Source organism: Lysinibacillus sp. FSL M8-0337 (genome assembly GCF_038593855.1).
Taxonomy (GTDB): Bacteria; Bacillota; Bacilli; order Bacillales_A; family Planococcaceae; genus Lysinibacillus; species Lysinibacillus sphaericus_D.
This window is the reverse complement of the sequence record NZ_CP151996.1, coordinates 1,609,053-1,635,085: the sequence shown is the minus strand read 5'-3', so window position 1 is coordinate 1,635,085 and position 26,033 is coordinate 1,609,053. Positions and strand designations below refer to the sequence as shown.

The 26,033-nt window shown below is 36.2% G+C and carries 23 protein-coding genes; 8 read left to right on the top strand and 15 right to left on the bottom strand.

The genetic code is table 11. The annotated features are described in order from the left end of the window. Window positions 1-74: 74 nt before the first annotated feature. The 4 genes from MKY08_RS07555 to MKY08_RS07540 form a co-directional block, all read right to left on the bottom strand. Entirely contained in the window at window positions 75-2,648 is a 2,574-nt protein-coding gene (locus tag MKY08_RS07555; RefSeq protein ID WP_069511653.1) for an ABC transporter permease, read from the bottom strand. Then, window positions 2,648-3,334 (bottom strand): ABC transporter ATP-binding protein, encoded by a 687-nt coding sequence (locus tag MKY08_RS07550; RefSeq protein ID WP_069511655.1) that lies wholly within the window; start codon window positions 3,332-3,334, stop codon window positions 2,648-2,650. The genes MKY08_RS07555 and MKY08_RS07550 overlap by 1 nt, the downstream gene beginning before the upstream one ends. 80 nt (window positions 3,335-3,414) lie before the next feature. Continuing rightward, window positions 3,415-4,404: a HAMP domain-containing sensor histidine kinase gene (locus tag MKY08_RS07545; protein WP_069511657.1), complete on the bottom strand. Its 990-nt coding sequence runs from the start codon at window positions 4,402-4,404 to the stop codon at window positions 3,415-3,417. Further along, window positions 4,391-5,077 (bottom strand): response regulator transcription factor, encoded by a 687-nt coding sequence (locus tag MKY08_RS07540; protein ID WP_069511659.1) that lies wholly within the window; start codon window positions 5,075-5,077, stop codon window positions 4,391-4,393. Before MKY08_RS07540 ends, MKY08_RS07545 begins: the two co-directional genes overlap by 14 nt. 334 nt (window positions 5,078-5,411) lie before the next feature. On the opposite strand from MKY08_RS07540, the gene MKY08_RS07535 reads away from it, so the two are divergent. The 4 genes from MKY08_RS07535 to MKY08_RS07520 all read left to right on the top strand — a co-directional run bounded on the left by MKY08_RS07535 (window position 5,412) and on the right by MKY08_RS07520 (window position 7,619). Beyond that, on the top strand, window positions 5,412-5,609 hold the full coding sequence (locus MKY08_RS07535) for a hypothetical protein (protein WP_069511661.1): 198 nt from the start codon (window positions 5,412-5,414) through the stop codon (window positions 5,607-5,609). 83 nt (window positions 5,610-5,692) lie between these two features. Further along, window positions 5,693-5,887 (top strand): hypothetical protein, encoded by a 195-nt coding sequence (locus MKY08_RS07530; RefSeq protein ID WP_069511663.1) that lies wholly within the window; start codon window positions 5,693-5,695, stop codon window positions 5,885-5,887. Window positions 5,888-6,049: 162 nt separating this feature from the next. Beyond that, window positions 6,050-6,949, top strand: coding sequence for a hypothetical protein (locus MKY08_RS07525; protein WP_069511665.1), 900 nt, complete (start codon window positions 6,050-6,052; stop codon window positions 6,947-6,949). 427 nt (window positions 6,950-7,376) lie between these two features. Beyond that, entirely contained in the window at window positions 7,377-7,619 is a 243-nt protein-coding gene (locus MKY08_RS07520; RefSeq protein ID WP_052599563.1) for a hypothetical protein, read from the top strand. Window positions 7,620-7,952: 333 nt separating this feature from the next. On the opposite strand, the gene MKY08_RS07515 is transcribed toward MKY08_RS07520, so the two are convergent. The 7 genes from MKY08_RS07515 to MKY08_RS07485 form a co-directional block, all read right to left on the bottom strand. Beyond that, a complete protein-coding gene (locus tag MKY08_RS07515) occupies window positions 7,953-8,750 on the bottom strand; it encodes an ABC transporter permease subunit (RefSeq protein WP_069511667.1) in 798 nt (265 codons plus the stop codon). A gap of 45 nt (window positions 8,751-8,795) precedes the next feature. Then, on the bottom strand, window positions 8,796-9,593 hold the full coding sequence (locus MKY08_RS07510; protein WP_069511669.1) for an ABC transporter permease subunit: 798 nt from the start codon (window positions 9,591-9,593) through the stop codon (window positions 8,796-8,798). A 5-nt stretch (window positions 9,594-9,598) separates the two neighbouring features. Then, a complete protein-coding gene (locus MKY08_RS07505) occupies window positions 9,599-10,483 on the bottom strand; it encodes an ABC transporter ATP-binding protein (protein ID WP_069511671.1) in 885 nt (294 codons plus the stop codon). An 864-nt stretch (window positions 10,484-11,347) separates the two neighbouring features. Next, window positions 11,348-12,370 carry a HAMP domain-containing sensor histidine kinase gene (locus MKY08_RS07500; RefSeq protein ID WP_069511675.1) on the bottom strand — a complete coding sequence of 341 codons (1,023 nt, stop codon included), beginning with the start codon at window positions 12,368-12,370 and terminating at the stop codon, window positions 11,348-11,350. Continuing rightward, window positions 12,367-13,044, bottom strand: a complete 678-nt coding sequence (locus tag MKY08_RS07495; RefSeq protein WP_069511677.1) for a response regulator transcription factor — start codon at window positions 13,042-13,044, stop codon at window positions 12,367-12,369. The genes MKY08_RS07500 and MKY08_RS07495 overlap by 4 nt, the downstream gene beginning before the upstream one ends. Before the next feature lie 10 nt (window positions 13,045-13,054). Continuing rightward, window positions 13,055-15,109, bottom strand: coding sequence for an ABC transporter permease (locus MKY08_RS07490; protein ID WP_069511679.1), 2,055 nt, complete (start codon window positions 15,107-15,109; stop codon window positions 13,055-13,057). After that, window positions 15,099-15,881 (bottom strand): ABC transporter ATP-binding protein, encoded by a 783-nt coding sequence (locus tag MKY08_RS07485; protein WP_069511681.1) that lies wholly within the window; start codon window positions 15,879-15,881, stop codon window positions 15,099-15,101. The genes MKY08_RS07490 and MKY08_RS07485 overlap by 11 nt, the downstream gene beginning before the upstream one ends. Before the next feature lie 218 nt (window positions 15,882-16,099). Here MKY08_RS07485 and MKY08_RS07480 point away from each other — a divergent pair, with 218 nt between their 5' ends. Beyond that, window positions 16,100-16,978 (top strand): AraC family transcriptional regulator, encoded by an 879-nt coding sequence (locus MKY08_RS07480; RefSeq protein WP_069511683.1) that lies wholly within the window; start codon window positions 16,100-16,102, stop codon window positions 16,976-16,978. 300 nt (window positions 16,979-17,278) lie between these two features. Here MKY08_RS07480 and MKY08_RS07475 read toward each other — a convergent pair whose 3' ends face one another. The 3 genes from MKY08_RS07475 to MKY08_RS07465 form a co-directional block, all read right to left on the bottom strand. Beyond that, window positions 17,279-18,466, bottom strand: coding sequence for an aminotransferase (locus MKY08_RS07475; RefSeq protein WP_069511685.1), 1,188 nt, complete (start codon window positions 18,464-18,466; stop codon window positions 17,279-17,281). A gap of 99 nt (window positions 18,467-18,565) precedes the next feature. Next, entirely contained in the window at window positions 18,566-19,477 is a 912-nt protein-coding gene (locus MKY08_RS07470; protein ID WP_069511687.1) for a D-alanine--D-alanine ligase, read from the bottom strand. Window positions 19,478-19,481: 4 nt separating this feature from the next. Further along, a complete protein-coding gene (locus MKY08_RS07465; protein WP_069511689.1) occupies window positions 19,482-20,930 on the bottom strand; it encodes a PLP-dependent aminotransferase family protein in 1,449 nt (482 codons plus the stop codon). A gap of 819 nt (window positions 20,931-21,749) precedes the next feature. Here MKY08_RS07465 and MKY08_RS07460 point away from each other — a divergent pair. Together MKY08_RS07460 and MKY08_RS07455 are read left to right on the top strand one after the other, a co-directional pair. Beyond that, window positions 21,750-22,379: a LysE family transporter gene (locus MKY08_RS07460; protein WP_069511691.1), complete on the top strand. Its 630-nt coding sequence runs from the start codon at window positions 21,750-21,752 to the stop codon at window positions 22,377-22,379. A 71-nt stretch (window positions 22,380-22,450) separates the two neighbouring features. Continuing rightward, on the top strand, window positions 22,451-23,689 hold the full coding sequence (locus MKY08_RS07455; protein WP_069511693.1) for an MFS transporter: 1,239 nt from the start codon (window positions 22,451-22,453) through the stop codon (window positions 23,687-23,689). Between the two features lie 593 nt (window positions 23,690-24,282). On the opposite strand, the gene MKY08_RS07450 is transcribed toward MKY08_RS07455, so the two are convergent. After that, window positions 24,283-25,197 carry a LysR substrate-binding domain-containing protein gene (locus MKY08_RS07450; protein ID WP_069511695.1) on the bottom strand — a complete coding sequence of 305 codons (915 nt, stop codon included), beginning with the start codon at window positions 25,195-25,197 and terminating at the stop codon, window positions 24,283-24,285. A 284-nt stretch (window positions 25,198-25,481) separates the two neighbouring features. Here MKY08_RS07450 and MKY08_RS07445 point away from each other — a divergent pair, with 284 nt between their 5' ends. Continuing rightward, entirely contained in the window at window positions 25,482-26,030 is a 549-nt protein-coding gene (locus MKY08_RS07445; protein WP_069511697.1) for a cupin domain-containing protein, read from the top strand. The last annotated feature ends 3 nt before the right edge of the window (window positions 26,031-26,033 follow it).

Here is a 26,033-nt window from a genome sequence, read left to right as displayed (position 1 = left end):
CAAAGTAAAATCGGCAGTTCTGAAATGATTCAAAACTGCCGTTTAGGTCTATAGCTATTCGCTACATTTTAAAATTAATTCATATCATCACGAAGTGCATCGACGATATTTTCCTTTTTGATCATGCGAAGTGCGTACATTGTTGTAATAAATATAACAAGGAATACCCCCAGTACGCTAATGCCCATACTGCTCCAAGGGAATGTGAATGCGACTTCCGCTCCACCGATAAACATCCCTTTATAGATAAGCCAAGCCAAGATACCTGAAATAGGGAGACCAATTAGTAATGTTTGGAACCCATAAAGTACACATTCAAAGCGCATCATCTTATTGAAATCACGATTGGACATACCAACTGAGCGAAGCATCGCAAGTTCTCGTCGACGTAATCGAATATTCGTAGAAATTGTGTTGAACACATTGGCGATTGCAATAAGTGACATCATTATGACGAAAACAATGGTGAACAAATCAATGATAAAGATGATATTGCGGTTTTGGTCAAATATTTCATTGGCATTGTATATCGAATATTCGTATGAGGTTTCTTCCAATTCGATTATTTTTTTCATTTCATCAACTGACTGCGACGCATCCTTTGATAGGAACGTTAAGCCCCAATCCATCGGAACATCAGCTAGTGCCCATGTATCCATTAATTGATATGGTGCAACAATCATAAACGTGTACGGTCTTACTTCAGACGGTAGCTTTGGTAATGGATCGACAGGATACGTATCGACAAATGTAATCGCTACATTTCGTCCTTCGTTTAAGATTGTGCCAGTATTTGCGTTTGGTGTAATAACTAAATTCATCGACTGTTTTGTAAACATATCTAGTATGTTATCTTTTTCCGAGGCAGTAGCCGTTTTATTTTTCATTTTAGCAACGGCAATGACTTTTGCATTCTCCCCTGTATATTCCGCTATATCTAAACCTTGGCTTTTAATAAAATCTAGGTAAACACTATCCTCTAAAAACTGCATGTCTAGCGGTACATCAATCGTCTTATCATGCTCGACATAACCTGCTGCTTGACGGTAGTCTGCTGAGAAATCATTTAAGTTAATTTCACTTTTATATTCCATCATAGATTGATAAGAGCCTTTATAAACGCCATCTACGTTTTGTAGTTTGTCAAATAGCTGAAATGAATCGTTTTCTTTCATGTTCTCACTAAAAAACATAATATCGTAATCCGTATTGACAACAGATGACTCTGCAGCCTGTTGAAGCGTTGTTTTGAATGCGCTAGACGATACAAACATAACAACACTTAATGTAAGTGATAGGACGATACTGCGATAGCGTCTTCTGTTTCGCTTAAAGTTTTTAAGCGCAAGTGTACGCTCTAAGCCGTAAATCCGCTCCATCCATTTAGACGTATTAATTGCTTTTGATTCCACTTTAATTTCATTTGTTTGACGAATACAAGCCATAACAGGAGTGTTGGCAGCTTTGCGTGCTGGGATATAAGCTGAAATTAAAATGGTCACCAAACTAATGACTACTGCGGCAATGATTATAGGCATCGAAACTGTCAAAGTTAAAGGTACATTATCATAGGCGATATTTCCAAAATTTTCCGACACAAGAGATAGGACACCCTTGATACTTGGGATGCCAACTAACACACCGATTGGTATACCAACAGCGCCAATACAAAGCCCTTCAAATAATACGGAATTTCGTAACTGTTTTGCCGTTGCACCTACTGACATCAAAATCCCATATTGTCGCATACGTTCGTTTAACGAAATGGAAAACGCATTGTATATAAGGAAAACTGAACCGAGCATAATTAAGGCAACTAAAATGCCACCAATCGAGTAGAGTAGACGATTAAATGTTTTATCATTTGACAGACCCATAAATCGTAACACGTTGTCATTTGTAACAAATTGATGGTCAGTTGCGAATTCATCTGCATAATCATGTGCTTTACGAGGACTTTTCATTTTAATAAAGGTACTAAAGCTACTCGCTTTTTTCATAGCATCAGTTGTTGTAATTAACGTATAACCAGGTGCCTTTACCTCTTCGAATCCAGGTCGTTTAAATGTCCCAACGACTGTGTAGTTTTTCTGACGCTCAGCTACAAAGCTTTCTGGATTAGTTGAAAGATAAGGGTCATATTGTGAGAGCTGTTTATCATTGCTTATACGTCTTCCAACATTCAGTGCAAGGGTATTACCAACAGAAATCGTCACGCCCCCATTTTCCTTAAGGTGCGAAGGAATGAGAATTTCTGTGTCATTTTTAGGGTATCGACCAGAAGTAAGTGTTATTGGTAAATGGGCATAAGTGTCTTGGTCGAAGCCAGCAATAAATAAATACGGCTTGTTGACGTTTTTACCTTCCTCCAGTTTGGCATAACCAATGTTTTCAAAGGTAATGGTGTTGGCTATTCGATTATCTTCATTTTGTTGTTCGATAAATGTAGCGTCAACATCAGAAAATCCAACGTGCCAATCACCATATTTTATAATTGAGCCATTAATCATGTAGTTTTGCAGGGTGGTCGCAAAAGTCGTAACGCCTGTAATCATTGCGGCAGATAAAATAACGCCAATAATGGTCACAATCGTTCGCGTGCGGTTTTTTAGTAAGCTTTGCAAGGCGACTTTATTGAAAATATTCATTATCTTGCCACCCGTTTCTCATCTCGAATGACTTTGCCATCAGACATGGAAATAATCCGATCCGCTTGTAGAGCGATATTTTCATCATGCGTAACTACAATCAGCGTTTGCTGATATTTTTCGTGGCTGGATTTTAACAAACGCATAATTTCATGCCCATTTTTGCTATCTAAACTACCCGTAGGTTCGTCAGCTAACATCACGGCAGGTGCGTTCATCAGTGCACGTCCAATCGCAACACGTTGCTGCTGACCACCTGATAGTTGATTTGGTAAATGGTTTTTTCGCTCTTTGAGGCCAAGTAGGTCTAATAAGTCCATTAATCGTTCTTCATTCACATTGCGTCGATCCATCAAAATCGGTAATGTGATATTTTCTACGACATTCAACGTAGGAATAAGGTTATGAAATTGATAAATCAGACCAACTTCTCGACGTCGGAAAATTGCAAGTTTTTCATGATTTTGAGCATACACATCTTGTCCGTTCAAGTAAATTTTTCCGCTTGTCGGTACATCTACGCCAGCAATTGCATGTAGTAATGTCGATTTACCTGAACCAGATGAACCGATAATGGCAGTAAATTCCCCTTTTTCTATCGTAAGTGAAACATTGTCCAATGCTGTTACTTGATTTTCACCTTGCCCATATGTTTTACATAAGTTTTCAATTTTTAAAAACTCCATTATGTGAGCCTCCTTTTGTGCTGTACCCTTATAATAGAATTTTTAACTTACATCTTCGTGACTTTAAAGTGAGAGATTCGTCACTTTGGGAAACGAATAGAAAAAATTGCCCCTCCTTGCGGATGATTTTTGGCACTAATCGTCCCTCCTTGGCGGGTAATAATGGTTTTGCAAAGCGCGAGGCCAATGCCATATCCTGTTGTGCTCGTATTTTTCCCACGGTAAAATCGTTCAAATAAGTAGGGTACATCTTCTTTTTTAAAACCTGGTCCACTATCATGCAAGGTAATTTCTGTAAACAGCATATTTTCCTCACAAGCAATTTGAATCGTCCCGTTATCGCCTGTACTTTCAATGCAATTTTTTAAAATATTTTGAATGGCCTCTGAAAGCCAACCGAAATCTCCATGAATAACTAGTCTGTCCGCTATATTAACTTGAGGCGTAATATTATGTAAATCCATCGACATAAGAAATGGATGAAACGAATCCTTTATTAAGGTTGCGACATCTAATGGTTCCATTTTGAAATTTACAATATCTGCATCTAAACGTGATAATTTCAACAGAGAGGTTAATAGCCAATCCATTTGTACAAATAATTTTTGTATATCCCATAGCAACGTTTTACGCTCATGTTCAGCTGGGTTGTTTTTCAGTAAAGATACAATCAAATTCGCTGAAGTTAGCGGTGTACGTAGTTGGTGTGCAATATCGGCTAGTGAATCAGCTAGATATATCTTCTCTTTTTTCAGTGCTTCATTTTGTTCTCGTATGCGAAGCGTCATTTTAGTGATTTCATTTTGCAAAATAGACAGTTCGCCTTCTTCTGCATTACTAATAAACAAATGATCGGTATTATGCAGCACTAAATTAATTTGCTCTGAAATTTGTGTAATCCTTTTATAATGCGCTTTTGTAAATAAGAAAAATAAGGTACCAAACGCAACACAAGTAGAAAGTATTAATAGGCCAGCTACGGGCTGAATAGTAAAACCTAAAATGGCGGTAATGATTGTGATGCCGGTAAATAAAAGTGTAAATTGCCGAATCTCCCTATTCCGCAACATAGCTAGCTCCTAGTCGGTATCCTGTACCACGAACAGTTAAAATATATCGCGGGTTGCCAGGATTTGTCTCAATTTTTTCTCTTAGGCGTTTTATATAGACGGTTAGGGTATTGTTCGTTACAAACTCGCCCGATGCATCCCATAATTCGTCCAATAGCCTGTCGCGCGTGATAATACTTTTAGAGTTATTTATAAACACTAATAATAATCGGTATTCCAGAGCAGAAAGAAAAACTTCTTGCCCGTTTTTTTTGACAACCCCACTCGATGGGTCAACATGAACATCCCCCATTTCAAAGACAATTGGAGAATGTCCGTTTTTTCGTAAAGCTGTTCCAATTCGAGCAATCAATTCGCGTGGGCGAAAAGGTTTAGTAACATAGTCATCAGCCCCTATATTCAGCCCCGTTACAACACTACCTTCATCGCCAGAAGCTGTCAGAAAGATTACTGGAATGTTCTGAGTTTGCTTGATATCCGTGCAAACTGCAAAGCCGTTGCCATCAGGAAGGGAAATATCAAGCAATGCCAAGTCATATTTCTGCGCAGCAAGCATGAGTATGGCTTCTTTTTGCGTCGCAGCATGGGTGATGGTAAACCCTTCAGAGCGGAGTAGAAGAGCGAGGTTTTTCGCAATTTCCAAATCATCTTCAACTAATAAAATATGTTTCATTTATTTTCACCAACCTTTTTTAGCATATTTTGTATTTTTACTATACTGATTTTCTGTTTAAATTGACCATAATCCATACTTCAACACCTCTGAAATTGATTTCAAGAGAAATCATACCATGTATCTCAATGAATCCGTACAGACTATAAAGTTTTTGCATTAAAATAAGCTGTGGTACCTGTCACATACTTTTCATGGATGACGTCGCACTTATGCAACGTTTCGATTAAAATAGACAATGATTGGAACTGTGAAGTGTTGGAACGAACCTATCCAATAAAGGCGCCAAGTGTGCCGAAATCGGGTCCGTTTACTTTTGGAAAAGAGGTTGAATATGGAGAAACAACATTGTTGTGAGTATATGGATTACCATGCAAATTTCAAATGTGACATGCATATCAATCCGTTTGCATGTCCTGACAAAATAATCATTTTTTCGGATAAAGATAATACATACGGTTTAATCATTCATGATGGTGGTTCTTCAAGTATAGAAATTGAATTCTGTCCATGGTGTGGTTCTAAATTATAGTTCGTTGTTCCTTGCTGCATGTGTTTATTGAATACATGAATAGTAGAATCAGATACTGAAATTGTATTGAGGGAGAGTTATAAATGAAAAAAATTAGAGCAATATTTGTTGGCGATGTCAGATTTGACCACTGTCCAGTTTTTGAACTTAATGTTGAAACAAATTATTTTGAAATGCTGATTGATAAAGAGTTTAGATATGAAAAAGAAGTTGTAGAGGAAGATAATGATTTTTTAGTTTTTGAAATAGAAAACGATGTCGCAACATTGATTAAATAAAAAAGTGCAATTGTGGAACACAATGATGGAAATAATTTGAATATGTTCCCAATGTAAAATATGGATAATCAATATACCTGTTTTTCGAATGATCTTAATGGTAGCGTAACTTTTATATAAAAGGAAGAATATTTATAGTCACGTGTGAAAGGTGGATATCTAGTGAAAGTTGTTGGAACAAAAAGTGGTAAATTTAAATTAAAAAAGAATAAATCGCATGTAAATGCTAATAAAACATTACACGCAAGTGATGTGCAACAGTTAGATTTAACGTCGTTTCCAATTGTGAAAGATTTTGAAGTACTAGTAACAGATGCTAACCTGATTTCATTTTATAGTGCGAAAAGAAAGGAACAACTAACGACTTTTCCTCGATATTATGTATTGGAAGAATGGGATGAAGAGGATATCCCATTAGGAACTCGCACAGCGCCGTATATTGATCGAGAAAAAAGCTGGCAAGTAAGGATATTCGAAGAAAATGACTTCGTTTATATTTTGCAGGGCCATAATAAAGACATACATACATGGTATAAAACACCGAGAAAAGCATATTTGAAACAATGGCTAAAACTATTGAAGCGATACTGGCAAAAAAATATCGTCATTGGAACAACGAGTGGGGAATTGAATATTAGAAACGTCAATCAAGAAGCACATATTAATAATGGGAAACGGTTAAAAAAAATATATAGTCATAATTTACATAAGCTGAATTTGGCATCTTTCCCAATTGTAGAAGATTTTGAGATTTTAGTGGGGAAGAAAAACTTCGATTTTTTGTATTTTTATAGTGCCGGTAGAAATGAAATACTGAACAATTTTTGGGGCTTTTCTTCATTTCTTTATTTTTTGAGCAGAGCAAATATTTCAATCGATAAGCCTTTTAGTGACATTGATCAAGGCTGGCAAGTTATCCTATTTGAGCATGGAGAATTTGTATATGTATTAAGTGGTGGCGAATATAAAAACAAGAAAAATAGTATAAAAAAATGGTACAAAGTAAAAAAAGAAATATTTGAACTTGAGTGCTGTAAGTTGCTACAAGAAAATTTTCGCTAGTTTAGAATGATAGCTTGTCTGGTAAGCTTACTCACTACTATCTCCTTGCTCTTACTTCTCAACTTCTAGCGAACCCTTCTTGTCACAATGCTTACCACTTAAAATAGAGATGTGAGACCTTCTTGGGTCACCTCAATTCTCCTTCCCTCGCATCTAGTACTCTTATCAAACTGGTATTATAGTGGTTTGTACTTCAAGTTGATACTGGGGTAGCGTCTGAAAAATGCAGATTCACAACGATACGTGCAAACTAAACCAATATTCAGTATAATTTGTAATTATTGTTACACTTAAAGTGTTTCGTGACAATAAAGTCGTTTAATTCATAAAGTAATTTGAATACTATGCATTAAGTTGCTCCGCACACGAGCCAGCTTGGTTAATAAGCTTATTGATTTAAAGGGGGGTTACATTTTTGAACAAAAATATATTAGGCGTTTTATCAGTTTTGACAGTAGCAATAAGCATCATTTTTTTCTTTATCATCAGAGGACCTAACGCTAACTTAACTTTGGGTATAAATGTGTTTACAGTGCTTTCTGTACTAGGCATTATCTTTGCTATCTTATCTAAAAAACTGTGGTTTATTATTACAGGAATCTTGTTAAATGGTGCCGTGTTAGTATTTGTTTATTTTCTGTTGCTTGCAGTAGGAATTAGTGAACCATAAAAATAATATTCATGAAAATGTTGTGATTGTGGTAGATCCACTTTTCTAATTCAACTAACTTGTAACTTAAATTCTACAGAGATTTATGAGGTTATGGCACTTATACGGCGTGCTTCAAGTTTAAATTGCCTACAAGTATCCATTAATTGCAGCTTTACAATAAAGATTGGTTTACTAAATTCCTTCATCCTTTATGGGGCGAATGCAAAAACGCCATTTTGAAAATGGCTGAATCAAAATGGCGTTAATTTTTCTAACTAACGTATGAATTAAATAAGTCTTATTGAACTAAGGCATAGATAGTATAGGTTTAGTTTTGCAACGGTCTTTTTACTAAACATTCAAATCTCTTTTTTTATAATAAACATAGGTTACGACCAAAAATGATAGAATCAATATTAGGGAAATTACGACAAAGCTTACGTCTAAACCACCGCCATACATTACATTTTTCGCTTCAAAATATTTAAATGGTGTAAAATATTTTATGCCGTTTATATTCTCATTTAAATCAATAATGATTGATAACATATACATAAGTAAGAGGATTCCAGTAGCTACTGATACAGCCGTTTTTGGTTTCTTCTTTACAGCAGCAATTGCACTGCCAATAACCATAAACAAAACCTGCAAAATGAACATTGCTACCATTAAGATTGCAATTTCACCATTAACCGCTTCACCATCGCTGTATTTCCCTAAAAGAATAATGGACGAAACGAATGTTGCGAGATTGAATATTACAATATTTATAAAAGCAGCTAATAGCTTTGCTGTAATTACTTTACTTCTAGATACTGGTTTAACGAATAAAAACTCAGATGTTTTATCCCGCTCTTCTTTGGCAATAATGGTCGCTCCGAGCATGACTGCATGAATGGTTGCCATTAATACTAAATAGAGAAAAAGCATACCATAGTAGCCGCTAGCTTTCGTTAAATCCAAATCATTGAAACCAAATACAGCCCGTAACGATTTTGGCATATCTGCCATCAATTTATTTATCGATTGGCCCGATGACGAATACGCTTCATATTTAGTCATTCCTGATGCCACCATAAGGAAAACACCGATGCTCCAAAATATGAGTGATTTTCGATGAGACTTCAATTCTTTTAAAAATATATTCATTACCGAACCCCTCCATTTCGCTTCCTACAAGCAAAGCTAACATTCTTAAACCGCATGGATATCCTTCTTACTATAGACAACATAACTAGCTGCAATTGCAAGAATAATAATAACTGCACCAGCAATTAAAAATGTTGTTTCATAGCTGGAGTGTTTCATGATATAGGCGGTGTCGAAGTATTTAAACGGCGAAAAATAACGTTTCACTTCATCACCAGTCGTATCACTGAACATTCCGACAAAGTAGAAAGCAAAGACGGTAGCTAGCGAGACGGTCAGCATGGATTTAATCTTTTGGACAATAACGGAAATGATTATTCCTAAGGATAGAAATATCAGCTGAATAAAGAATATTGTAAGTGAAAGCAGAAAGAAAATTTTTAAGCTAAAATCATCTGTCTTGACTTGTAATGCCACAAAGCTAGCTGCAGCGAAATAAAAGATATTCGTGATGACAATCGAAACTAGCGCTGCGAATAATTTAGCTGTCAAGATTTTTGTACGGGTAACAGGCTTTGTTAGTAAAAAGTCCGCTGTTTTATCACGGACTTCCTTACTGACAATAGAAGTGCCGAGATTCATCGCCTGGATTGCTGCGCACAGAGTAATAAACGATAATGGGAAGCTATAGAATCCTAAAATAGTAAAGAAATTTTCTTGATTAAACCCGATTGCATTTCTGATTGCCTCTGGATAGTTTTCTACTATTTTCATAAAGCCCTTTGCATCTTCAGCAAATGAAGAATACATTGACATAAAAATAATAATGATGGCTATTAACGATAGCGACCATATGATGGTAGACTTTCGATAAACCTTCAATTCATGCATAAAGATATTCATAGTTTTTAGACCTCCTTCTCGTAATAATGTATAAAGATCTCCTCAAGGTCTGGTTCTTCAATCCACAAATTTGCAATTTCAATTTCAGCGATTTTTTTCATCACCGTATTAATATTACCTTTGAATAAAAAACTAGTTACGTTATTGTGAACATTTAATTTATTGACCCCCTCGATTTGGAAGTAATCTTTGTCTAGGGGTGAATTCGTCTCAATTTTAAATTTTTTATAGTTATTCTCTTGTAACGTACTAATCTTTTCTACGGTTACGATTTTACCTTCTTTAATGATGGCAACACGATTACATAATCTTTGGACCTCACTAAGGATGTGCGACGAAAATAAGATCGTAGCACCTTTTTTATTCTCTTCCTCTAATAGTTCAAAGAATTTTTGTTGCATTAATGGGTCTAGCCCGCTTGTCGGTTCATCCAAAATAATGAGTTTTGGCTCATGGAGCAGCCCTTGAACAATCCCGACCTTCTTCTTATTTCCCAAAGATAAGTCATCAATTTTTTTATTCAGATCCAAGTCCATCATTTTTGCTAACTCTTTAATTCTCTTGCTGCAATCTTTTTTATAAAAGCTAGCTGAGTATTTTAATAGGTCCTTTACTTTCATATTGTCATAGTAAAAGATTTCAGATGGTAAATAACCGATTTCCTTTTTTATTTCGGGAGCAAATTGAATGCAGTCCTTCCCAAAAATCGTGGCACTGCCGCTCGTTGGGTAAATGAGTGATAATAATGTGCGAATTGTTGTCGACTTCCCAGCACCATTAGGCCCAATAAACCCAAAAATTTCACCCTGTTCAACGTTAAAACTAACATCAGATATGCCCCTTGCTTTGCCGTAAGTCTTCGTTAGATTTTTAATTTCTATTACGTTCATTGATAATACCTCCCTTTTTCTCCTTAAACAGCTTCGCAAAATGACTAATAGGATTGGATTACTGTCTTATTCGTCAGTCAGCTCACAGGCAACAACGCTATTTCTCAACTCCCTATATTCTTCTTTTTACTTTATATATACATACATTAGTATTTTTGTAAATTACAATTTGGAACATTCTAAATGGAATCTATATAAAAAGGGGTGTTAAAATGAAAAAAAGACTTTTGTTTTCGAGGTTGAGGTAAAATAAAAATTACAACTACTAATTTTAAGTATTTAGTTAGGTAGAGATCACGAGATAGCTCTTTATATAGGGGTGCTGTTGAAGTAAGCTTACTGTTTAGCCTAGAAGCTTGTTCTCTAAAATCATAAAAAAAGTCAGATCACAGTGACTATCCTAGGTTTTTTGTGAAATGAACTTTATTAGTAAGGTTCACCTTCTACTTTTATTACTTAAAGGTATATACTGATTTTCCACTTTAGGGGGTAAATTCGTGAAATTGAAATGCAAGTGTTTGCTATCTATCGTCTTATGTTTGAGTATATTGAGTGGATGTAGTAATGAGAATCGTTCTAAGGGGACATACGTTTCTTTTGCTAAAAAAGAAAATTTATCAGACGCGTTACGAAAATCGTTATTAGAACAATTAAAAGAAAATGATATAGAATATATAATAGATACTGAAGGTTCCGTGTATGTAAGTGAAAAAGATATCAATAAAGCTGTTTCGTGTTGTTCATAATACAACAAAGCTTGGAACAGAGGTTGCTATACAAAATTGTTCTTGTTCCGCAATTCGGCCATAGTGTTGAATAATATTTTTTTAAGATATGTTATTATTACCTTTTCAGAGGCACAATTTAAACCTTTGGAAACAGCAATTGAATGGTAAAACCACGCTTATATTTTGACTCAACCTCAATTTCAACTTGCAAATCGTCACATAATTTTTTCACTAAAAACAATCCCATCCCTGTAGATTGCTTTTGCTTGCTCGTATCTCCTGTAAATCCTTTATCAAATATAAATGGCAAATCTGATTGCAAGACGCCTACTCCATTATCAGCTACTTTAACGTAATAGCTGTCTTTAGCATGTTCAATGCCTGTTTCTAGCCAAATCAAACTCTCACTATCTACGTTTCGATATTTAATTGCATTTACAAGTAGCTGTATCAAAATAAAATGTAGCGCTCTTTCATCAGATACAATGGGTACATCCTTTATCTCCGTATAGACACTTACATGCTGCTCTTCCAATAACGATTGTAGCTCTATTAATACATCTTCAAAGCATTCCTCAATAGAGACCTTTTTCAAGCTATAGTCAACATGTACAGCTTGTAGCTTTGCATAAAATAATATGCTTTCTACGTGATTATGAATCGTGATGTTTGCATAATTTAGCCGTTGATAAACCAACGGGGACATTTCGCCTTTCCTATTTTGTATTACAAACTGAAGTAACGAAAGTGGTGTTTTAATTTCATGCACCCAGCTTTCGATAAAGGTTTCATATTCTAATGACTGGTACTTTGCCTCTTGCAATTCATCATATAGATGACGTAATTGATTTGCCAAATCATGCAGTGGTTCCGTATGTGCGTCCCCTAAAACTTGTAGCAACTTAGCCTCATGCTCAGCGGAGGGCTCTCTTAAAAATTGATAGAACGTGTCTCTTAGCTTTCGTTGTTTTTTCCATGTAAAAAGCACACCGATCAAAATGGTTACAAAAGTAAACATGAGCATCGTCAAAACTAATAGTTTAAATGTCTCTGGATACGCGACCCACGCTAAAAAAATAAAAAAACCGCTATTTACACATAGAAGTAACATCCACTGACGCGATTGCTGTAAAATATCAATGAAATCTAATGGCCTCATGGGGATTCACTCCCTATTAATTGATAGCCACTGCCTCTGACCGTTTTAATATGATGTGACATCCCTACTTTATCTAATGTTTTACGAAGTCTAGTCATGTTTACTTGTAATATATTTTCGTCCACAAATTCACTACTTCCCCACAATTCATGGAAAAGCTGCTCCTTTTCCACAACTGCCGGTGCATGTTGTATTAAAAGCTTCATAATGGCGCCTTCATTTTCAGATAATGAAAGTGAATTGTGAGCAATATATAATTCATTTCTCTTCAAATCTAGTTGAAAATTTCCCCAATTTAAAAACATCGGCATTTTGGCATATAGCTGTTGTAGCTTTTGTACTCTTGCAATAAGTCTTTTCGGATGACAGGGCTTTGTTAAAAAGTCATCGGCTCCTAACTCTAATGCATGCAACTCATCTCGCATCTGATTACGAGCAGTTAAAATTAGAATAGGACCAATTCCTTTCATTTTTAAAGTACGACAAATTTGAAAACCCGATAAGTTAGGTAAATTTAAATCTAACAAGACTAATCCGGGCTTAGCAGCGATTATTTCTTCAACAGGTGTATCAAAAGAAGAGATACTCACTACAGAGTACCCCTCCTTTTGTAAAATATTTTGTAATTCTTCGCGTAGGAAAATGTCATCCTCTACAATGACAATATTCACCATGCCCTCACCTCTAGTCAATTTCTTTTAACTTTCGAATTTCTACATCACTTTTTCGTTGAATCATCCGAATATAGCCAACTTCCATTACAATAAATAATAGCACCACTAAACCAATAACAATACCATTTTTAAGACTGAAAACAGTTGCCGGCATAGCCGTTAATAAAGACCAAATGCCAAAAATTCCACTAACAAATGCAACCGAAATAGCTAAGAAGAAGTATAGCCAAATTTGCTTACGTGCTGATGTACAAATTGTTTCCACATTTGCACCGAGCATCGCTAACGTTTGATAGCGATTACGCGTGCTTCTTTGCTGCATTAAAAAGTTTAAGCCTAGCACCGTATTGGCGATAATTAAAAACATCACACCTAAATAAAACGTTGTATAACTCCCTGCTACCGTATAAAATAGCTGTCTGCCCATGCTCGCAAGATAGCTCTCATATTGCAAGCCTGTTGAATTAAGCACTTGATCGACTTCAAGCATCGCCTGCATAAGCCCTTTTTCTTCAATGAACTCGTCTTTTAACGTCATATTCCAAAGCCAAGTATCATCAGCGTCAAAATATTGCTCGAATAATGCATCCGGCACAATTAATGAATACATTAACGTAATGGCTCTATCCGCCACAATCTGATTCGAATAAAGCTTCGGCAATAATGTGTATTCATTTTCAGCTATTTCAACAGTCGGACTCTTTTTTAATATATCTTTTAATATATCATAACTAGCACCTGTATCGTCACTTGTATACATAGCCACCTCATTACTAGCTAACTGAATCGGCTTCTTTTCAGCTGCCTCAAGCATCGCATTATAGCTCGATAATGCAATAAAATATGGCGTATCCTGCATCGATAAGTTGTTTAATAAAATCTCTTTTGGCTCTGAATCGTCTTGACTCGATACTGTTTCTATTAAGCCGGTCCATGCAAAATGATAATTTAATACAGTCTCATCAGGTGGGTAGAAATTATGTAACGCCATCCTATAATAACTATCAACATAAGGTGCTAGCTCATCGGATTTAATCAAAGGCTTAATGTCATCTTCATTATTACCATTAAACGTATAATCAACCGTTCGATTAGCTACAGCGCTATTCGTTAACGCTGTCGATGTACCAAACGCGAAGCAAACCATCGCCATTAAAATTAGTAATGTTGATATTGCTAGTGAACGCCATTGATACAATACATTTTCCTGTAGCTGTCTCGCCGTAAACATTGACAAACCTGTTGAAGAACGGCCTTTTCGCTTCACATAAACACCAATCACACTCCCTAAGCCACGGAATAAAATAAATGTCCCACACACACCAACAAACAAAATCAGCGCAAATACGCGATAATCAAAATTTCGTAAATATAAAATCGCCATGCTGTAAGCGATGCTTAACAAAATTGTTCCGAGTAATAAAGCCGCTCCAGACAGTAAGCTCACGGCGCCCCATTTAGGTGTCATTGTACTTTGCGATTTTTCCTTTTCCTCATGAAGTAATTCTATCGGCTCTTTGCGACTCATCGTAAAGCTTAAAATAAGCATGGCTAGCAGTTGCACAAGGAAGAAGCCACAAATCGTCAAGCTAATGCCTGTCCATGAAATACGGAATGTATGGCCTATAATCCCCATGCCAACTAAACGTGATGTCGTTAAATTAATAAGCTCGGTTAAAAACAATGAAATTGGCAGGCCAATACACAGGGCCACAATACCATTCCAAATTGTTTCGCCCATAATCATGAGAAACAGCTTACTTTGCTTCATTCCCATCATTAAATACAAGCCCAACTCATGACTGCGTTGCTGTAGCTGGTAGTGATTCGCAAAATACACGAGGAAGAACACGAACACTAATGAAACTGCATAAAGCACTGGAATTAATAACAACAATCGCTCTACCGCATCACTTTCAATCGTCTTCAAATATAGCATCACATCTTGCTCACCTAACGACAAGATTACATAAAACGCCACAATTGATATGATGAGCGATGCAAAATACACACCGTTTTCCTTCCGTGTTTTGTGACTATTTTGTTTCACAAAGTCAAAGAACATTACTACTACCTCCAGCAAGTTGCGCCATCACCATAACGATTCGCTCATAAAATGCCTCCTGTGATTCGCCCGGTATATTTCTACGCAGTTCATGGAAAATGACACCGTCCTGAATAAACAAAATTCTTGAACAATAGCTAGCTGCATTCGCATCATGGGTCACCATTAAAATAGTAGATTCCAGTTTTTGGTTATGTTCAGACAGCTTCTCCATTAAAATCTTGGCGTTTTTCGTATCTAACGCACCAGTCGGCTCATCCGCTAACACAATGCTAGGATTTGAAATAAGCGCTCTCGCCGCTGCAACCCGTTGTTTTTGCCCGCCAGACAATTGTGATGGAAATTTATTCAACAGTTCTTCAATATCAAATCGTTTCGCTAATTGCAGCAACGCTTGTTCCTGCTCCTTTAAATTAACCCCATGTATCGCTAACGGCAGCATGATATTTTCCTTCGCCGTTAAATTATCAATCAGTTCAAATTGCTGAAATAAATACCCAATTTGATCGCCTCTATATGCCGCGAGTTGTGATCCTTTGAACGACGAAATATTTTGCCCGTCTAGCAATATTTGACCTGATGTCGGCTTCAACATTGTAGCAATTACATTTAATAGCGTCGTCTTGCCTGAACCACTCGCACCCATAATGCCAAGAAACTCCCCTGGTAACACATTGAATGTTACACCTTTTAATGCCATTGTTTCATTTTGTCCCTCTCCAAAAACTTTACGTACTTCCTTCACTTCCAGTAATTTATTCGAAGCATTCATCTGTCTAGCCTCCCATTTTTATTCCTAGCAATACCTTACTACAAAAAATCGGAAAATTACTCTTACAGTTGACGTAAGGTTTGGAATAGAGGTGGGTTAATTTACAATACCTAGCCGTATTTCAATCTCCCTTGTTAAACCTTATACTTACAACAGTGCAATAATTATCAAAAACATTTCTTATTTCCCCTATATAATTAATCTTGAGGTGAGCAGTTATGTATAGTGAAATCGTTCAGAAAATCGTGGATACATTAGAGGAGAACTTATTAACAACGTGGCAGTTGGAGCATTACGCAGAAAAAATTGGCTACTCGAAATTCTATTTGACGCGTCAATTTAAAAAAGAAACTGGTTTAACAATTGGCGAGTATATTCGAAAAAGACGTCTTGCCGTATCTGCTTTTCTATTACTCCATACTGATTACACAATCCTTGATATTTCATTCGAATGTCAATTTCAATCACAAGAAGCGTTTTCACGCGCATTTAAAGAGCTATACAGCATGCCACCCGGTAAATATCGCCATATGATGCGTTCTTTATACCCAAAGGAGGAACAGGAAATGACAACAACAAACGAGATAAAAGGTTGGTTATTAACAGGGACAGACCCATCTGCTTATACAATGAAAGCAGACCATGAAGTATTCCACACAGGCTCAAAAGCTGGTTATCTTGGCTCTACACGTCCTGCAAAGGAAGGACAATTTGGTACGATGATGCAGGTATTTTCCGCTAAAAATTGGATTGGTAAGCGCATGAAAATGTCATGCTTCATCAAAACAAAAGATGCAATGAAATGTGGGGCTTGGTGTCGAATTGATACAAGAAATGGTGATTTATTGCAGTTTGATAATATGGACAATCGTTCTATCCATGGCATGACAAACTGGAATTATTACGCCATTGTGTTAGATGTGCCCGAAGAAAGCGCCGCTATTCATTTTGGAGTTTTACTTGTTGGTTCAGGTGAAGTATGGATTGATGGCATCACCTTTGAAGAAGTAGACGATTCAGTACCATCTACTAATATAGTAGGTGCTAATGGTGAATTGCCGTTAGAGCCCGTGAATTTAGGATTTGATGATTTATGATGTTACTCAATTTACTATTGGATATTGTTATCAACAGCTATACGTCGTTAGGCTATGGAACAGAGGAACTAAATGTAAAAAAATAACTGTTGTCAACAACACCGTCAAAGAGATTTACATCCATTAATGGATGTCATCACACTTTTGCAATGATTCTAATAAATAATGGGCAAAACGTAAACATCATTGCTGAACGATTAGGTAATAGCTCTGCAATGATGTTTGAATTTTACGGACTTGTAATGAAAGCGTTAGAGGAGCGGTCAATGGAAGTGTGTAGCATCATTTATTTTATTAAGATTAAATCTGGGGATTGTGATTTTCAAGATTATCAACAAATCGCTGAATACGTTTCATTGCTTCTTGTAGTTGTTCCATAGAGGCAGCGTAGGAGCAACGAATATTTCCTTCACCGCTTTCACCGAAAACATCTCCTGGAACAACAGCAACTTTTTCAGTTAATAACAACTGCTCTGCGAATGCTTGAGAACTTAGTCCTGTTGACGCAATGGATGGAAATGCATAGAATGCTCCGCCCGGATAATGACAGCTTAACCCCATATCATTAAAAGATTTAACGATAAAATTACGACGTTGGCGATAAATGTTTCTCATTTCCTCTACATTGGATCTACCATGTTTAAGTCCTTCTAGCGCTGCATATTGTGCCATCGTTGGAGCACACATAATGGTGTATTGATGAATTTTCAACATGCCCTGGGATATTTCTTCAGGAGCACAAACAAACCCTAAGCGCCATCCTGTCATCGCAAATGCCTTTGAAAAACCGTTAAATAAGATCGTTCGCTTGTGCATTCCTTTTATAGAGGCAATGCTCGTATAGTCTTCATCATAAACAAGTTCTGCGTAAATTTCATCGGAAAGTACAAGCAAATCATGTTGTTCACAAAGTTCAGCAATCTTCTCTAATTCTGTTTTATTAAGCAAAGAACCTGTAGGATTATTAGGAGAACAAATCATAATCGCTTTGGTCTTTTTTGTAATAGCAGCTTCTAATTGATGTGGAAGAATTTTAAATTCATTTTCTTTTAATGCTTGCACAGTAACAGGTACGCCTCCAGCCATTGTTACGAGCGGTGCGTATGAGACAAAGCAGGGCTCAACAACAATAACTTCGTCACCTGGATCTAGTATTGCTCTTAAAGCAATATCAATTGCTTGACTAGCACCCACAGTCACAATAATTTCTGATTGAGGAGCATAGGTAACCGAAAAGTATTTTTTCATATATAAAGCGATTTCTTCTCTTAGTTCAAGTAGTCCAGCATTTGCTGTATAAGAAGTATAGCCTTGTTCTAACGATGAAATTGCCGCTTCTCTGACATGCATAGGAGTGACAAAGTCTGGTTCTCCTACGCCAAGAGAAATAACACCTTCCATTTTTGTAGCCAAGTCAAAAAAGTGGCGTATACCAGAAGGCTTTAATTGTTCTACAGCGTTTGCTAAATAAGATTTTGTTTCGATCATTATGGGACACCACGATTCTTTTATCTTTATCTTTTTGTTCGTATATTATTTCAATAATATGTAAAATATTGCCGAGGTTAATTGCTGTTTATTATTGCTCTATCCATCATTTCTCCGTACTTTAAGTGAATTATCAATGATCAAGTCAAGTAGCTGATGATAAGGAATACCTGCTGATTGTGCACTTTTAGGCAACAAACTGTTTTTCGTCATTCCAGGTAATGTATTAACCTCCAATACATATGGAATTCCATTATTCATTATCATATCAACCCGCGCGTAAACGCTACATTTCAATGATTTATAGCAAGAAATCGCTGAAGAAACAACACGCTTATATGTTTCGGGCGGGAGCTGAATCACCTCTTCAATTGTAGCTACATCATTATATTTGGAGGTATAGTCAAAAAATTCGCTCTGATGACGAATGGAAATTACCGGCAAAACCTTGCCATCCAATATGGAACAAGTGATTTCCTCACCCGTTACAAGCTTTTCGATGATTACTTCGGAATCCCATTTGGATACTTCCGCAATTGTAGATGTTACTGTTTCTTTGTCGTAAACAATTTTCACTCCTACACTCGAGCCACCTGAATTGGGTTTCACCACTACTGGGTACCCCATTTTATCTAATTCATCCATATTCAGTTCTTCCATGTTCATAAGATGAATCCAATCTGGTGTTTGCACACCTTCATACTTCATGATTTTTTTCGAGATATTCTTATCCATACATAAGCTACTGGACAGGACACTGCTTCCTGTATAGGGAACTCCCATAGTTTCAAGTGTACCTTGTACGGTGCCATCCTCACCGTACTTGCCATGTAGCGCCAGTAACGCAACGTCAAGATTCCTTGCATGTTCTACTAAATCTTCTTTTTTCTCTACATGGATTGGTACAATTGTATACTTATTTTTATCTAAATTAGCTATCATTTCTTCACCTGTCATAACCGAAACTTGCTTCTCGGAGGAAACTCCTCCCATAATGACGCCAACTTTCATTTTTTTAACCTCCATAATTATGTTTTACAGTGTCCCCTATGATTTTAATGCCCTGAATAATTTCTTTCTCATTTAACCTAGAAAATCCTAACCGTAACGTATGTTGTCCACTACTGTCTGTGTAAAATACATTCCCGGTCGAAAAAACAACTCCCTTTTGGTAACACTTTTCTAAAAGTTTTTGTGAGTCAATGTTGTGATCTAGTTCTATAAAAAGGTGGAGCCCACCGTCACTGGTGATTCGTTTACATGGAATATATTGCTTACAATACTGGACAGCTAGTTCATATTTTTTCTTATAGACTGCTTTTGCTTTTTTTATATACTTCTCAAAGTAGCCATCATTTAAATATTGATATAGCACGGCTTGATCTAAAGTTGACGTATGCACCGTTCGGGCTCTTTTCATACTCTCCAAATAATAAATCAACTCTTTGTCTGCTAAAATCCATCCAACTCGCAAGCCAGGAAAAAGAATCTTAGAGAAGCTACCGATATAAATAACATTATTGCCGTTTCCAGCAAAGGCAGCCAATGGAGCCTGATGTGATCCTGAGTAACGTAATTCTTCATTAAATCCATCTTCTATAATAGGAAGCTGATAGGCCGAAAACAGGTCCATGATTTTCTTTCTTTTTTCAGAGGATGTTACGATTCCAGTTGGATTATGATACGACGGGATGAAGTAGGCAAAATCATATTCCTGTTTTGATAAGCATTTTTCCAACTCTCTAATATTGACACCGTCATCCTCCATTTCAATGCCATCAATATCATAACCATGTAATCGAAAGAGCTTGAGGGCAGCATGATGGGTTGGATTTTCACAAATAACACGGCCGTACTTTTTATTTAAAGTGGATAGAAGAATATCCAGTCCTTCTGTGAAGCCATTGGTAATTAAAATATCTTTGTTTCGAATGTCTACTCCCTTAAGCTCCATGTAGTTAAGGAGGTAATCGATAAGCGGTTTATAGCCCTTTGCATAGCCATAGTTAAGAACAATGTCTCCTTCAATGGACATACGATTTAAAAATGCCTTTTTAAAATTTTCTACATCAAATAGCTTTTCATCGGGCGCGATACTAGTAAATGAAATCATTTCCTTATTCCAACGCACTCCATGTTTTATGAGATCTAATTTTTCCGATAAAAAGGTTTGCTCATTGATTTTTTCAGTCCAATTTAACTCAATAGTTGGAGATTGAAAGGTCTCTACATGACTTACAAAATGCCCTTTTCCTTTTACTGCATAAATCATGCCTTCTTGCTCTAAATCTGCATAAGCCGTGAGAACGGTATTTCGACTAATAGCTAATAAGGAGCTCAGTTCACGAGTAGATGGAAGCTTTTGATGTTCAAGTAAATGCCCGTTCGTCATCATTCTTATTAAATATTCCTTAAGCTGAATATACAAAGGCCTGCCTTCCGTTATCTTAAAATCCTTAAACACTGATTTCATCTCCTTATTTACATTTTTACATTTCTGCACCGATTCCAAAAGGTCCACTCAACATGGATTTTTATCGTCTGGTGGTAGGGTGTGGAACTATTCTTTTCTTTCAAAGAACCTAAAAACGAGGAAACCCTTTATTTTGGGAGTATACTCACAACATGGGAAGACGATTAGGATAATCTGTGCTGCTATATTTTCTACTCCTTTTTCTCCATATCACTATCGAAGAATCATCTATCATTTGCTTGATTCGTCCATCAATAATTTGTCTTCTCCTATTTAAACGCAAACGATGTGAGACTTACAATCCATTGTACGGCGTTTTTTTCTTGTGCTAGAAGCTTTTTAGAACTGCCCAAATAATTGCTTCAACTAACTTGCTGACTCAACCTAAACTACAGCTCCTAAGAAAAATGGGTTTTCAGTTCTGTGGCAGACCTTCCATCATTATAGTATCTACTTTATCGTGTACAGTTTCCATTATAGGGTAAACCAAATTGCTCCATTTAAATGCTGAACAATTTATTTTTTATACTTTACTTAAACAAACTTACATCCCATAAAGTGAGCCAAAACATCTTCTCGCAAATGGGATAGTCTTAAAAGATTGAACATTTCCTCATCCCTTATAATCCAGTTAACGTGGGCATTAAGGACATATTCTCTATTTTTCGTTTAATAATTATGTTACTAAACACCACCAAAACAGAGAATAAAAATCCAAAAATCCTATTAGAATTGCTCTTTTAAATTGTCCTAAAAGTCATTGCCTTCGAATAAAATGCAAATACATCTGATAATTGGAGGCTATTTTTTATGAATTCTATATTTACCTATATCTTTTTAGGCATATCAATGGCCGCAACCATTGGACCTGTTAAAACTTTCCTATTAAATACAGGTTTAAAAAATGGCTTTTTTCATGCATGGTTTTTTAGTCTAGGTGCCATAGCAACCGACATTATCTATATGTTTATCGTATATTTTGGAATTGGACAATTTATCAATTCCATCTGGCTGAAAGCAATACTTTGGTCTTTCGGCTGTTTTGTTCTTTTGTACACTGGTATAGAAAGTTTACTGTCGTTACATAAAATAGAGATGGATTCAAAAACTGCTAAAAGAACAAGACTCAGACAGTCGCTCATGGCTGGTTTTTTCATGTCTTTTTTAAATCCACTAACAATCCTTTTTTGGCTGGGAATATACGGCTCCATTCTTGCAAAAACAGCTGATATCTCTACAGGGTATGAAATTATATTAGTAAGTACCGCTATTTTAATTGGTATTATCTTTATAGATTTTATTTATGCCTTTTTATCCAGTGTCGCTCGTAAACTATTATCCACAAAACTTCTGAAAACGGTCTCTTTCATCTCAGCCTTATTAATGATTGGTTTTGGGATTCACTTTGGCAAGCAAGCTTACCAAGTGTTATTCCAATAAACTTTACAACAGCGCATAAAATAAACACGAAAGGAAACTTTAACTTTAAGAATATTAATCGAGGTGTGGTAATGGACAAAGAGAAGGATACTGTAAGTGTCAGGTGTATTGTAAGTTTGACTTCAATTCCACTCATCATGACACTCGGAAATTCAATGCTTATTCCCGTGCTCCCGATACTGGAAGATAAGGTCGGGATAACATCATTTCAGTCGAGCATGATCATAACCAGCTATTCAGTCGCAGCGATTTTTCTTATTCCAGTAGCTGGCTATTTATCGGACCGCTTCGGCAGAAAAATTGTAATATTACCGAGCTTAATTTTAGCTTTAATAGGAGGTCTCATTGCTGGATTTGCGTCTTGGAAAATGAATGATCCGTACGCTATGATTATTGCAGGCAGAATTATTCAGGGAATAGGAGCGGCTGGTGCCATGCCAATCGTATTGCCTCTTGTAGGTGACCTATATCAGGATGATGACGAAAAAATAAGCTCTACATTAGGGATAATTGAAACGTCTAACACGTTTGGAAAAGTGTTAAGTCCCATTTTAGGTTCAGTATTTGCTGCTTTTTTATGGTTCCTACCCTTCTTTTCCATTTCAGCGCTTAGTTTGATTTCGATTGTACTTATTTTTTTCTTTGTTAAAGCTCCTAAAGATAATGATGAACCATTGAAGTTCAAAAAATTTTTACGCAATACAAAAAAAGTTTTCAAGGAGGAAGGAAAATGGTTGTATACCGTATTCCTTAACGGGGTCCTTGTGATGCTCATATTATTTAGTATGCTATTTTTCTTGTCAGAAAACCTCGAAAAAGTTCATGATATAAAAGGGATTAAAAAAGGTTTTGTCCTTGCCATCCCGCTTTTATTACTTTGTATAGCTTCATTTATATCCGGTCGAAAAATTAAAGGAAACCTGGGGAGAATTAAAAAAATAATCATCGTCTCCTTGATTGCCATGTCTGCTAGTATTGTCTTCGTTGGGTTTACAAGCAAAAACCTGATTTTTTTATTAGTCATAACGAGTATAGTGGGGATTGCTATCGGTGCACTATTGCCTGCACTTGACACAATTATTACGGACAATATTAGAAAAGAATTAAGAGGAACAGTATCTTCTTTTTACAGCTCAGCACGTTTTATAGGCGTTGCAGCTGGCCCTCCTATTATGTCGCTTGTCATGAAAAACTATCTCAATGCCAGCTATATTACGGCTGGTGTATTGGGTTTCATGCTCCTGTTTGTTGTTTTGAAATTTATTAAAGTAGAAGATATTGAAAAAACCAATAAAATGACACAAATATAAGGACCTGACAGCTATTAAGGCTGAAGGTCCTTTTGAATGCACTTGATTTATCCAGATTTATACAAAAAAATATTAAGTAAAATCCCACGAATCTTTTTGATCAAATGAGCCGTTTCGTGTCAATTTAATGAAAAGCTGCGCTGAAAAATACACTTAAATAATCCTTGCCATAGTCGATTTTTGTCAGAGTTGTTTGATGTTCAACGGTAAACATATATCGTAGGCGTTGCCCAAAGCACAACTACCATCTAGATTACTTGGACCACTTTTACTGATTCAATTAGTTTGTCGTCTCTAACCCTTTTCTCTTGCCAATTTTTCTATACGCTTCATTTTCCTGTTGTCGTCTTTTGAATACAGTTTCACGTTAAGCCTTTCTCCCAGCTTCTATAGTAGCCTTAATTTTTTCTTTTCTTTAAGCAATTCTTCAATTCTCCTACTTTCTTACTGCCCCCTTGAACACCAAGGGGTTTTTGATTTCTGAACTTCCAAAAAAATTGGCCCTATGTTAACTAGGTTTGTATAAAGTATTCATTATGGGTTTATCCATTACAACACCGACTCGTTAGGAGCAGCTACTAATATAATGAGCTTTAATCAGTATCTATATTGGTTCTATAATTCAAATTAATCGTGGTGGCCTTTAGCTGATCAATAAACATACGTGTAGCCGCACCCATATATTTATCTTTCCTATAAACGATTCCTACTTCTCGTGAAAGATTATTATTTAGAATTGGAATGACTCTTATTTTATTATTGTTAAGGCACTCTAAATAAGGTTTAGGCAATATAGTCACTCCTACTCCTTTTTCAACCATGTCAATTAAAGATTCCATCGTTGTTATTTCAAAAGTCGGCTGAGGGAGGAATCCCAAGTCATTACAAGATTTATTGATAAGTTGTCTTAAAAAGTAGTTTTCAGGAAATAAAACGGAAGATGTTGTCCGCAATACATCCAAATGGACCATTTCCTGTTCCTCTAATGGATGCCCGTTGGGTACCGCAAGAGCCAGTTCCTCCTTGTACAAAGAAATCGATTCTAATTCTCTATCTTTCATAGGTAAAAAAACAATCCCTATATCCAATTTATTTTCTAACAAGCTTATCCTTATATCTTCCGTGCGTAGTCCAAACACAGAAATTTTAATAGCAGGGTATAAACGATGAAAATTAAGTAATGTCGGTGGAATTAGGTAGTTTTCAACTGTTAACAATGTTCCGATAGAAATATTTCCTCTTTGGAGTCCGTTTAATTCCTTTATAGCAGTTTGTGCTTGTTCTATTTCATGGAAAATATTCTGGGTATACTTCAGAAGTAGTCTTCCTGATTCTGTAAGTGCCGTCTTTTTACCAATTCGATCAAATAAAGGTGCTCCAATCTCATGCTCCAATAGACGAATTTGTTGGCTTAAAGATGGTTGGGAAATTCCAATCTTTTCTGCAGCTCTTGTGAAGTGAAGTTCCTGGCATACTGAACGAAAATATTCAAGTTGTCTTAATTCCATTCTAAGGTCCCCCTCATAAATCAATTTATGGCAATATATATTGTATCATAGGTTTAACCTATTATTACTATATAAATAATTGAATTGAACTATGGTTTGATGTCCCCTAAACTGTAATTACAAGCCCAGTTTATAACAGTATTTAATAAATTGGGTTTACCTTTCCAACGCTGTTTTGCTTTAAAATCACTTAGTCCTGAAAGGTGGTGCCTTTAAGATTTGATAGGGCGATGGAAGCACAGGAAGGTTAAAAAAGTTCTCAAAAAATTTAGGAGGTTATTAGAATGAGCGATCAAAGAACTGCTATTATTAGTTACAAAGATTTTTTACAAAAAAGTACCAAGCCGACTGTTCGTCCTTGTATTTGGAAAGGAACAGATATAAAGGCACAATTAGATGATTCATTGTCTAGCGATTTTATGGGTGATGGCAGAGGTGCAGTATCGCTGGTAAATAAAGATACTGGTGATAAATACGGAGTGACTCCTACTATAAATGCAGTGGTACAAGTATTGGCGCCAGGTGAACATAATAATCCACATAAACACAGTAATTTAGCTATCTTCATTGTATTTGAAGGAGAAGGCTATAGTATTATTAATGGTGAGAAAATTGAGTGGGAAAAAGGCGATGTCTTTGTATCTCCTGCTTGGCTTTCACACGAACATTGCAATACGTCTGATCATGAAAATGCAGTTCTTTACACTATCCAGGATGTACCTACTGTCTCCGGTATGGGGACATGGTTTTTGGAAGAACCTGTTGGGTCAGGAGCAAAACATGTTGTTAAAGAAAATATAACTAATAAGAACGATATTTTACCCCAAAAGTAAAAT

What these genes read in the sequence shown, in the direction of transcription:
- MKY08_RS07470 (WP_069511687.1), bottom strand. Translation starts at nt 19,477, where the DNA reads ATGAAAGTTGGCGTCATTATGGGAGGAGTTTCCTCCGAGAAGCAAGTT.
- MKY08_RS07475 (WP_069511685.1), bottom strand. Translation starts at nt 18,466, where the DNA reads ATGATCGAAACAAAATCTTATTTAGCAAACGCTGTAGAACAATTAAAG.
- MKY08_RS07555 (WP_069511653.1), bottom strand. Translation starts at nt 2,648, where the DNA reads ATGAATATTTTCAATAAAGTCGCCTTGCAAAGCTTACTAAAAAACCGC.
- MKY08_RS07535 (WP_069511661.1), top strand. Translation starts at nt 5,412, where the DNA reads ATGGAGAAACAACATTGTTGTGAGTATATGGATTACCATGCAAATTTC.
- MKY08_RS07485 (WP_069511681.1), bottom strand. Translation starts at nt 15,881, where the DNA reads ATGAATGCTTCGAATAAATTACTGGAAGTGAAGGAAGTACGTAAAGTT.
- MKY08_RS07540 (WP_069511659.1), bottom strand. Translation starts at nt 5,077, where the DNA reads ATGAAACATATTTTATTAGTTGAAGATGATTTGGAAATTGCGAAAAAC.
- MKY08_RS07515 (WP_069511667.1), bottom strand. Translation starts at nt 8,750, where the DNA reads ATGAATATATTTTTAAAAGAATTGAAGTCTCATCGAAAATCACTCATA.
- MKY08_RS07505 (WP_069511671.1), bottom strand. Translation starts at nt 10,483, where the DNA reads ATGAACGTAATAGAAATTAAAAATCTAACGAAGACTTACGGCAAAGCA.
- MKY08_RS07455 (WP_069511693.1), top strand. Translation starts at nt 22,451, where the DNA reads ATGGACAAAGAGAAGGATACTGTAAGTGTCAGGTGTATTGTAAGTTTG.
- MKY08_RS07480 (WP_069511683.1), top strand. Translation starts at nt 16,100, where the DNA reads ATGTATAGTGAAATCGTTCAGAAAATCGTGGATACATTAGAGGAGAAC.
- MKY08_RS07490 (WP_069511679.1), bottom strand. Translation starts at nt 15,109, where the DNA reads ATGTTCTTTGACTTTGTGAAACAAAATAGTCACAAAACACGGAAGGAA.
- MKY08_RS07545 (WP_069511657.1), bottom strand. Translation starts at nt 4,404, where the DNA reads ATGTTGCGGAATAGGGAGATTCGGCAATTTACACTTTTATTTACCGGC.
- MKY08_RS07460 (WP_069511691.1), top strand. Translation starts at nt 21,750, where the DNA reads ATGAATTCTATATTTACCTATATCTTTTTAGGCATATCAATGGCCGCA.
- MKY08_RS07450 (WP_069511695.1), bottom strand. Translation starts at nt 25,197, where the DNA reads ATGGAATTAAGACAACTTGAATATTTTCGTTCAGTATGCCAGGAACTT.
- MKY08_RS07550 (WP_069511655.1), bottom strand. Translation starts at nt 3,334, where the DNA reads ATGGAGTTTTTAAAAATTGAAAACTTATGTAAAACATATGGGCAAGGT.
- MKY08_RS07500 (WP_069511675.1), bottom strand. Translation starts at nt 12,370, where the DNA reads ATGAGGCCATTAGATTTCATTGATATTTTACAGCAATCGCGTCAGTGG.
- MKY08_RS07495 (WP_069511677.1), bottom strand. Translation starts at nt 13,044, where the DNA reads ATGGTGAATATTGTCATTGTAGAGGATGACATTTTCCTACGCGAAGAA.
- MKY08_RS07445 (WP_069511697.1), top strand. Translation starts at nt 25,482, where the DNA reads ATGAGCGATCAAAGAACTGCTATTATTAGTTACAAAGATTTTTTACAA.
- MKY08_RS07530 (WP_069511663.1), top strand. Translation starts at nt 5,693, where the DNA reads ATGAAAAAAATTAGAGCAATATTTGTTGGCGATGTCAGATTTGACCAC.
- MKY08_RS07510 (WP_069511669.1), bottom strand. Translation starts at nt 9,593, where the DNA reads ATGAATATCTTTATGCATGAATTGAAGGTTTATCGAAAGTCTACCATC.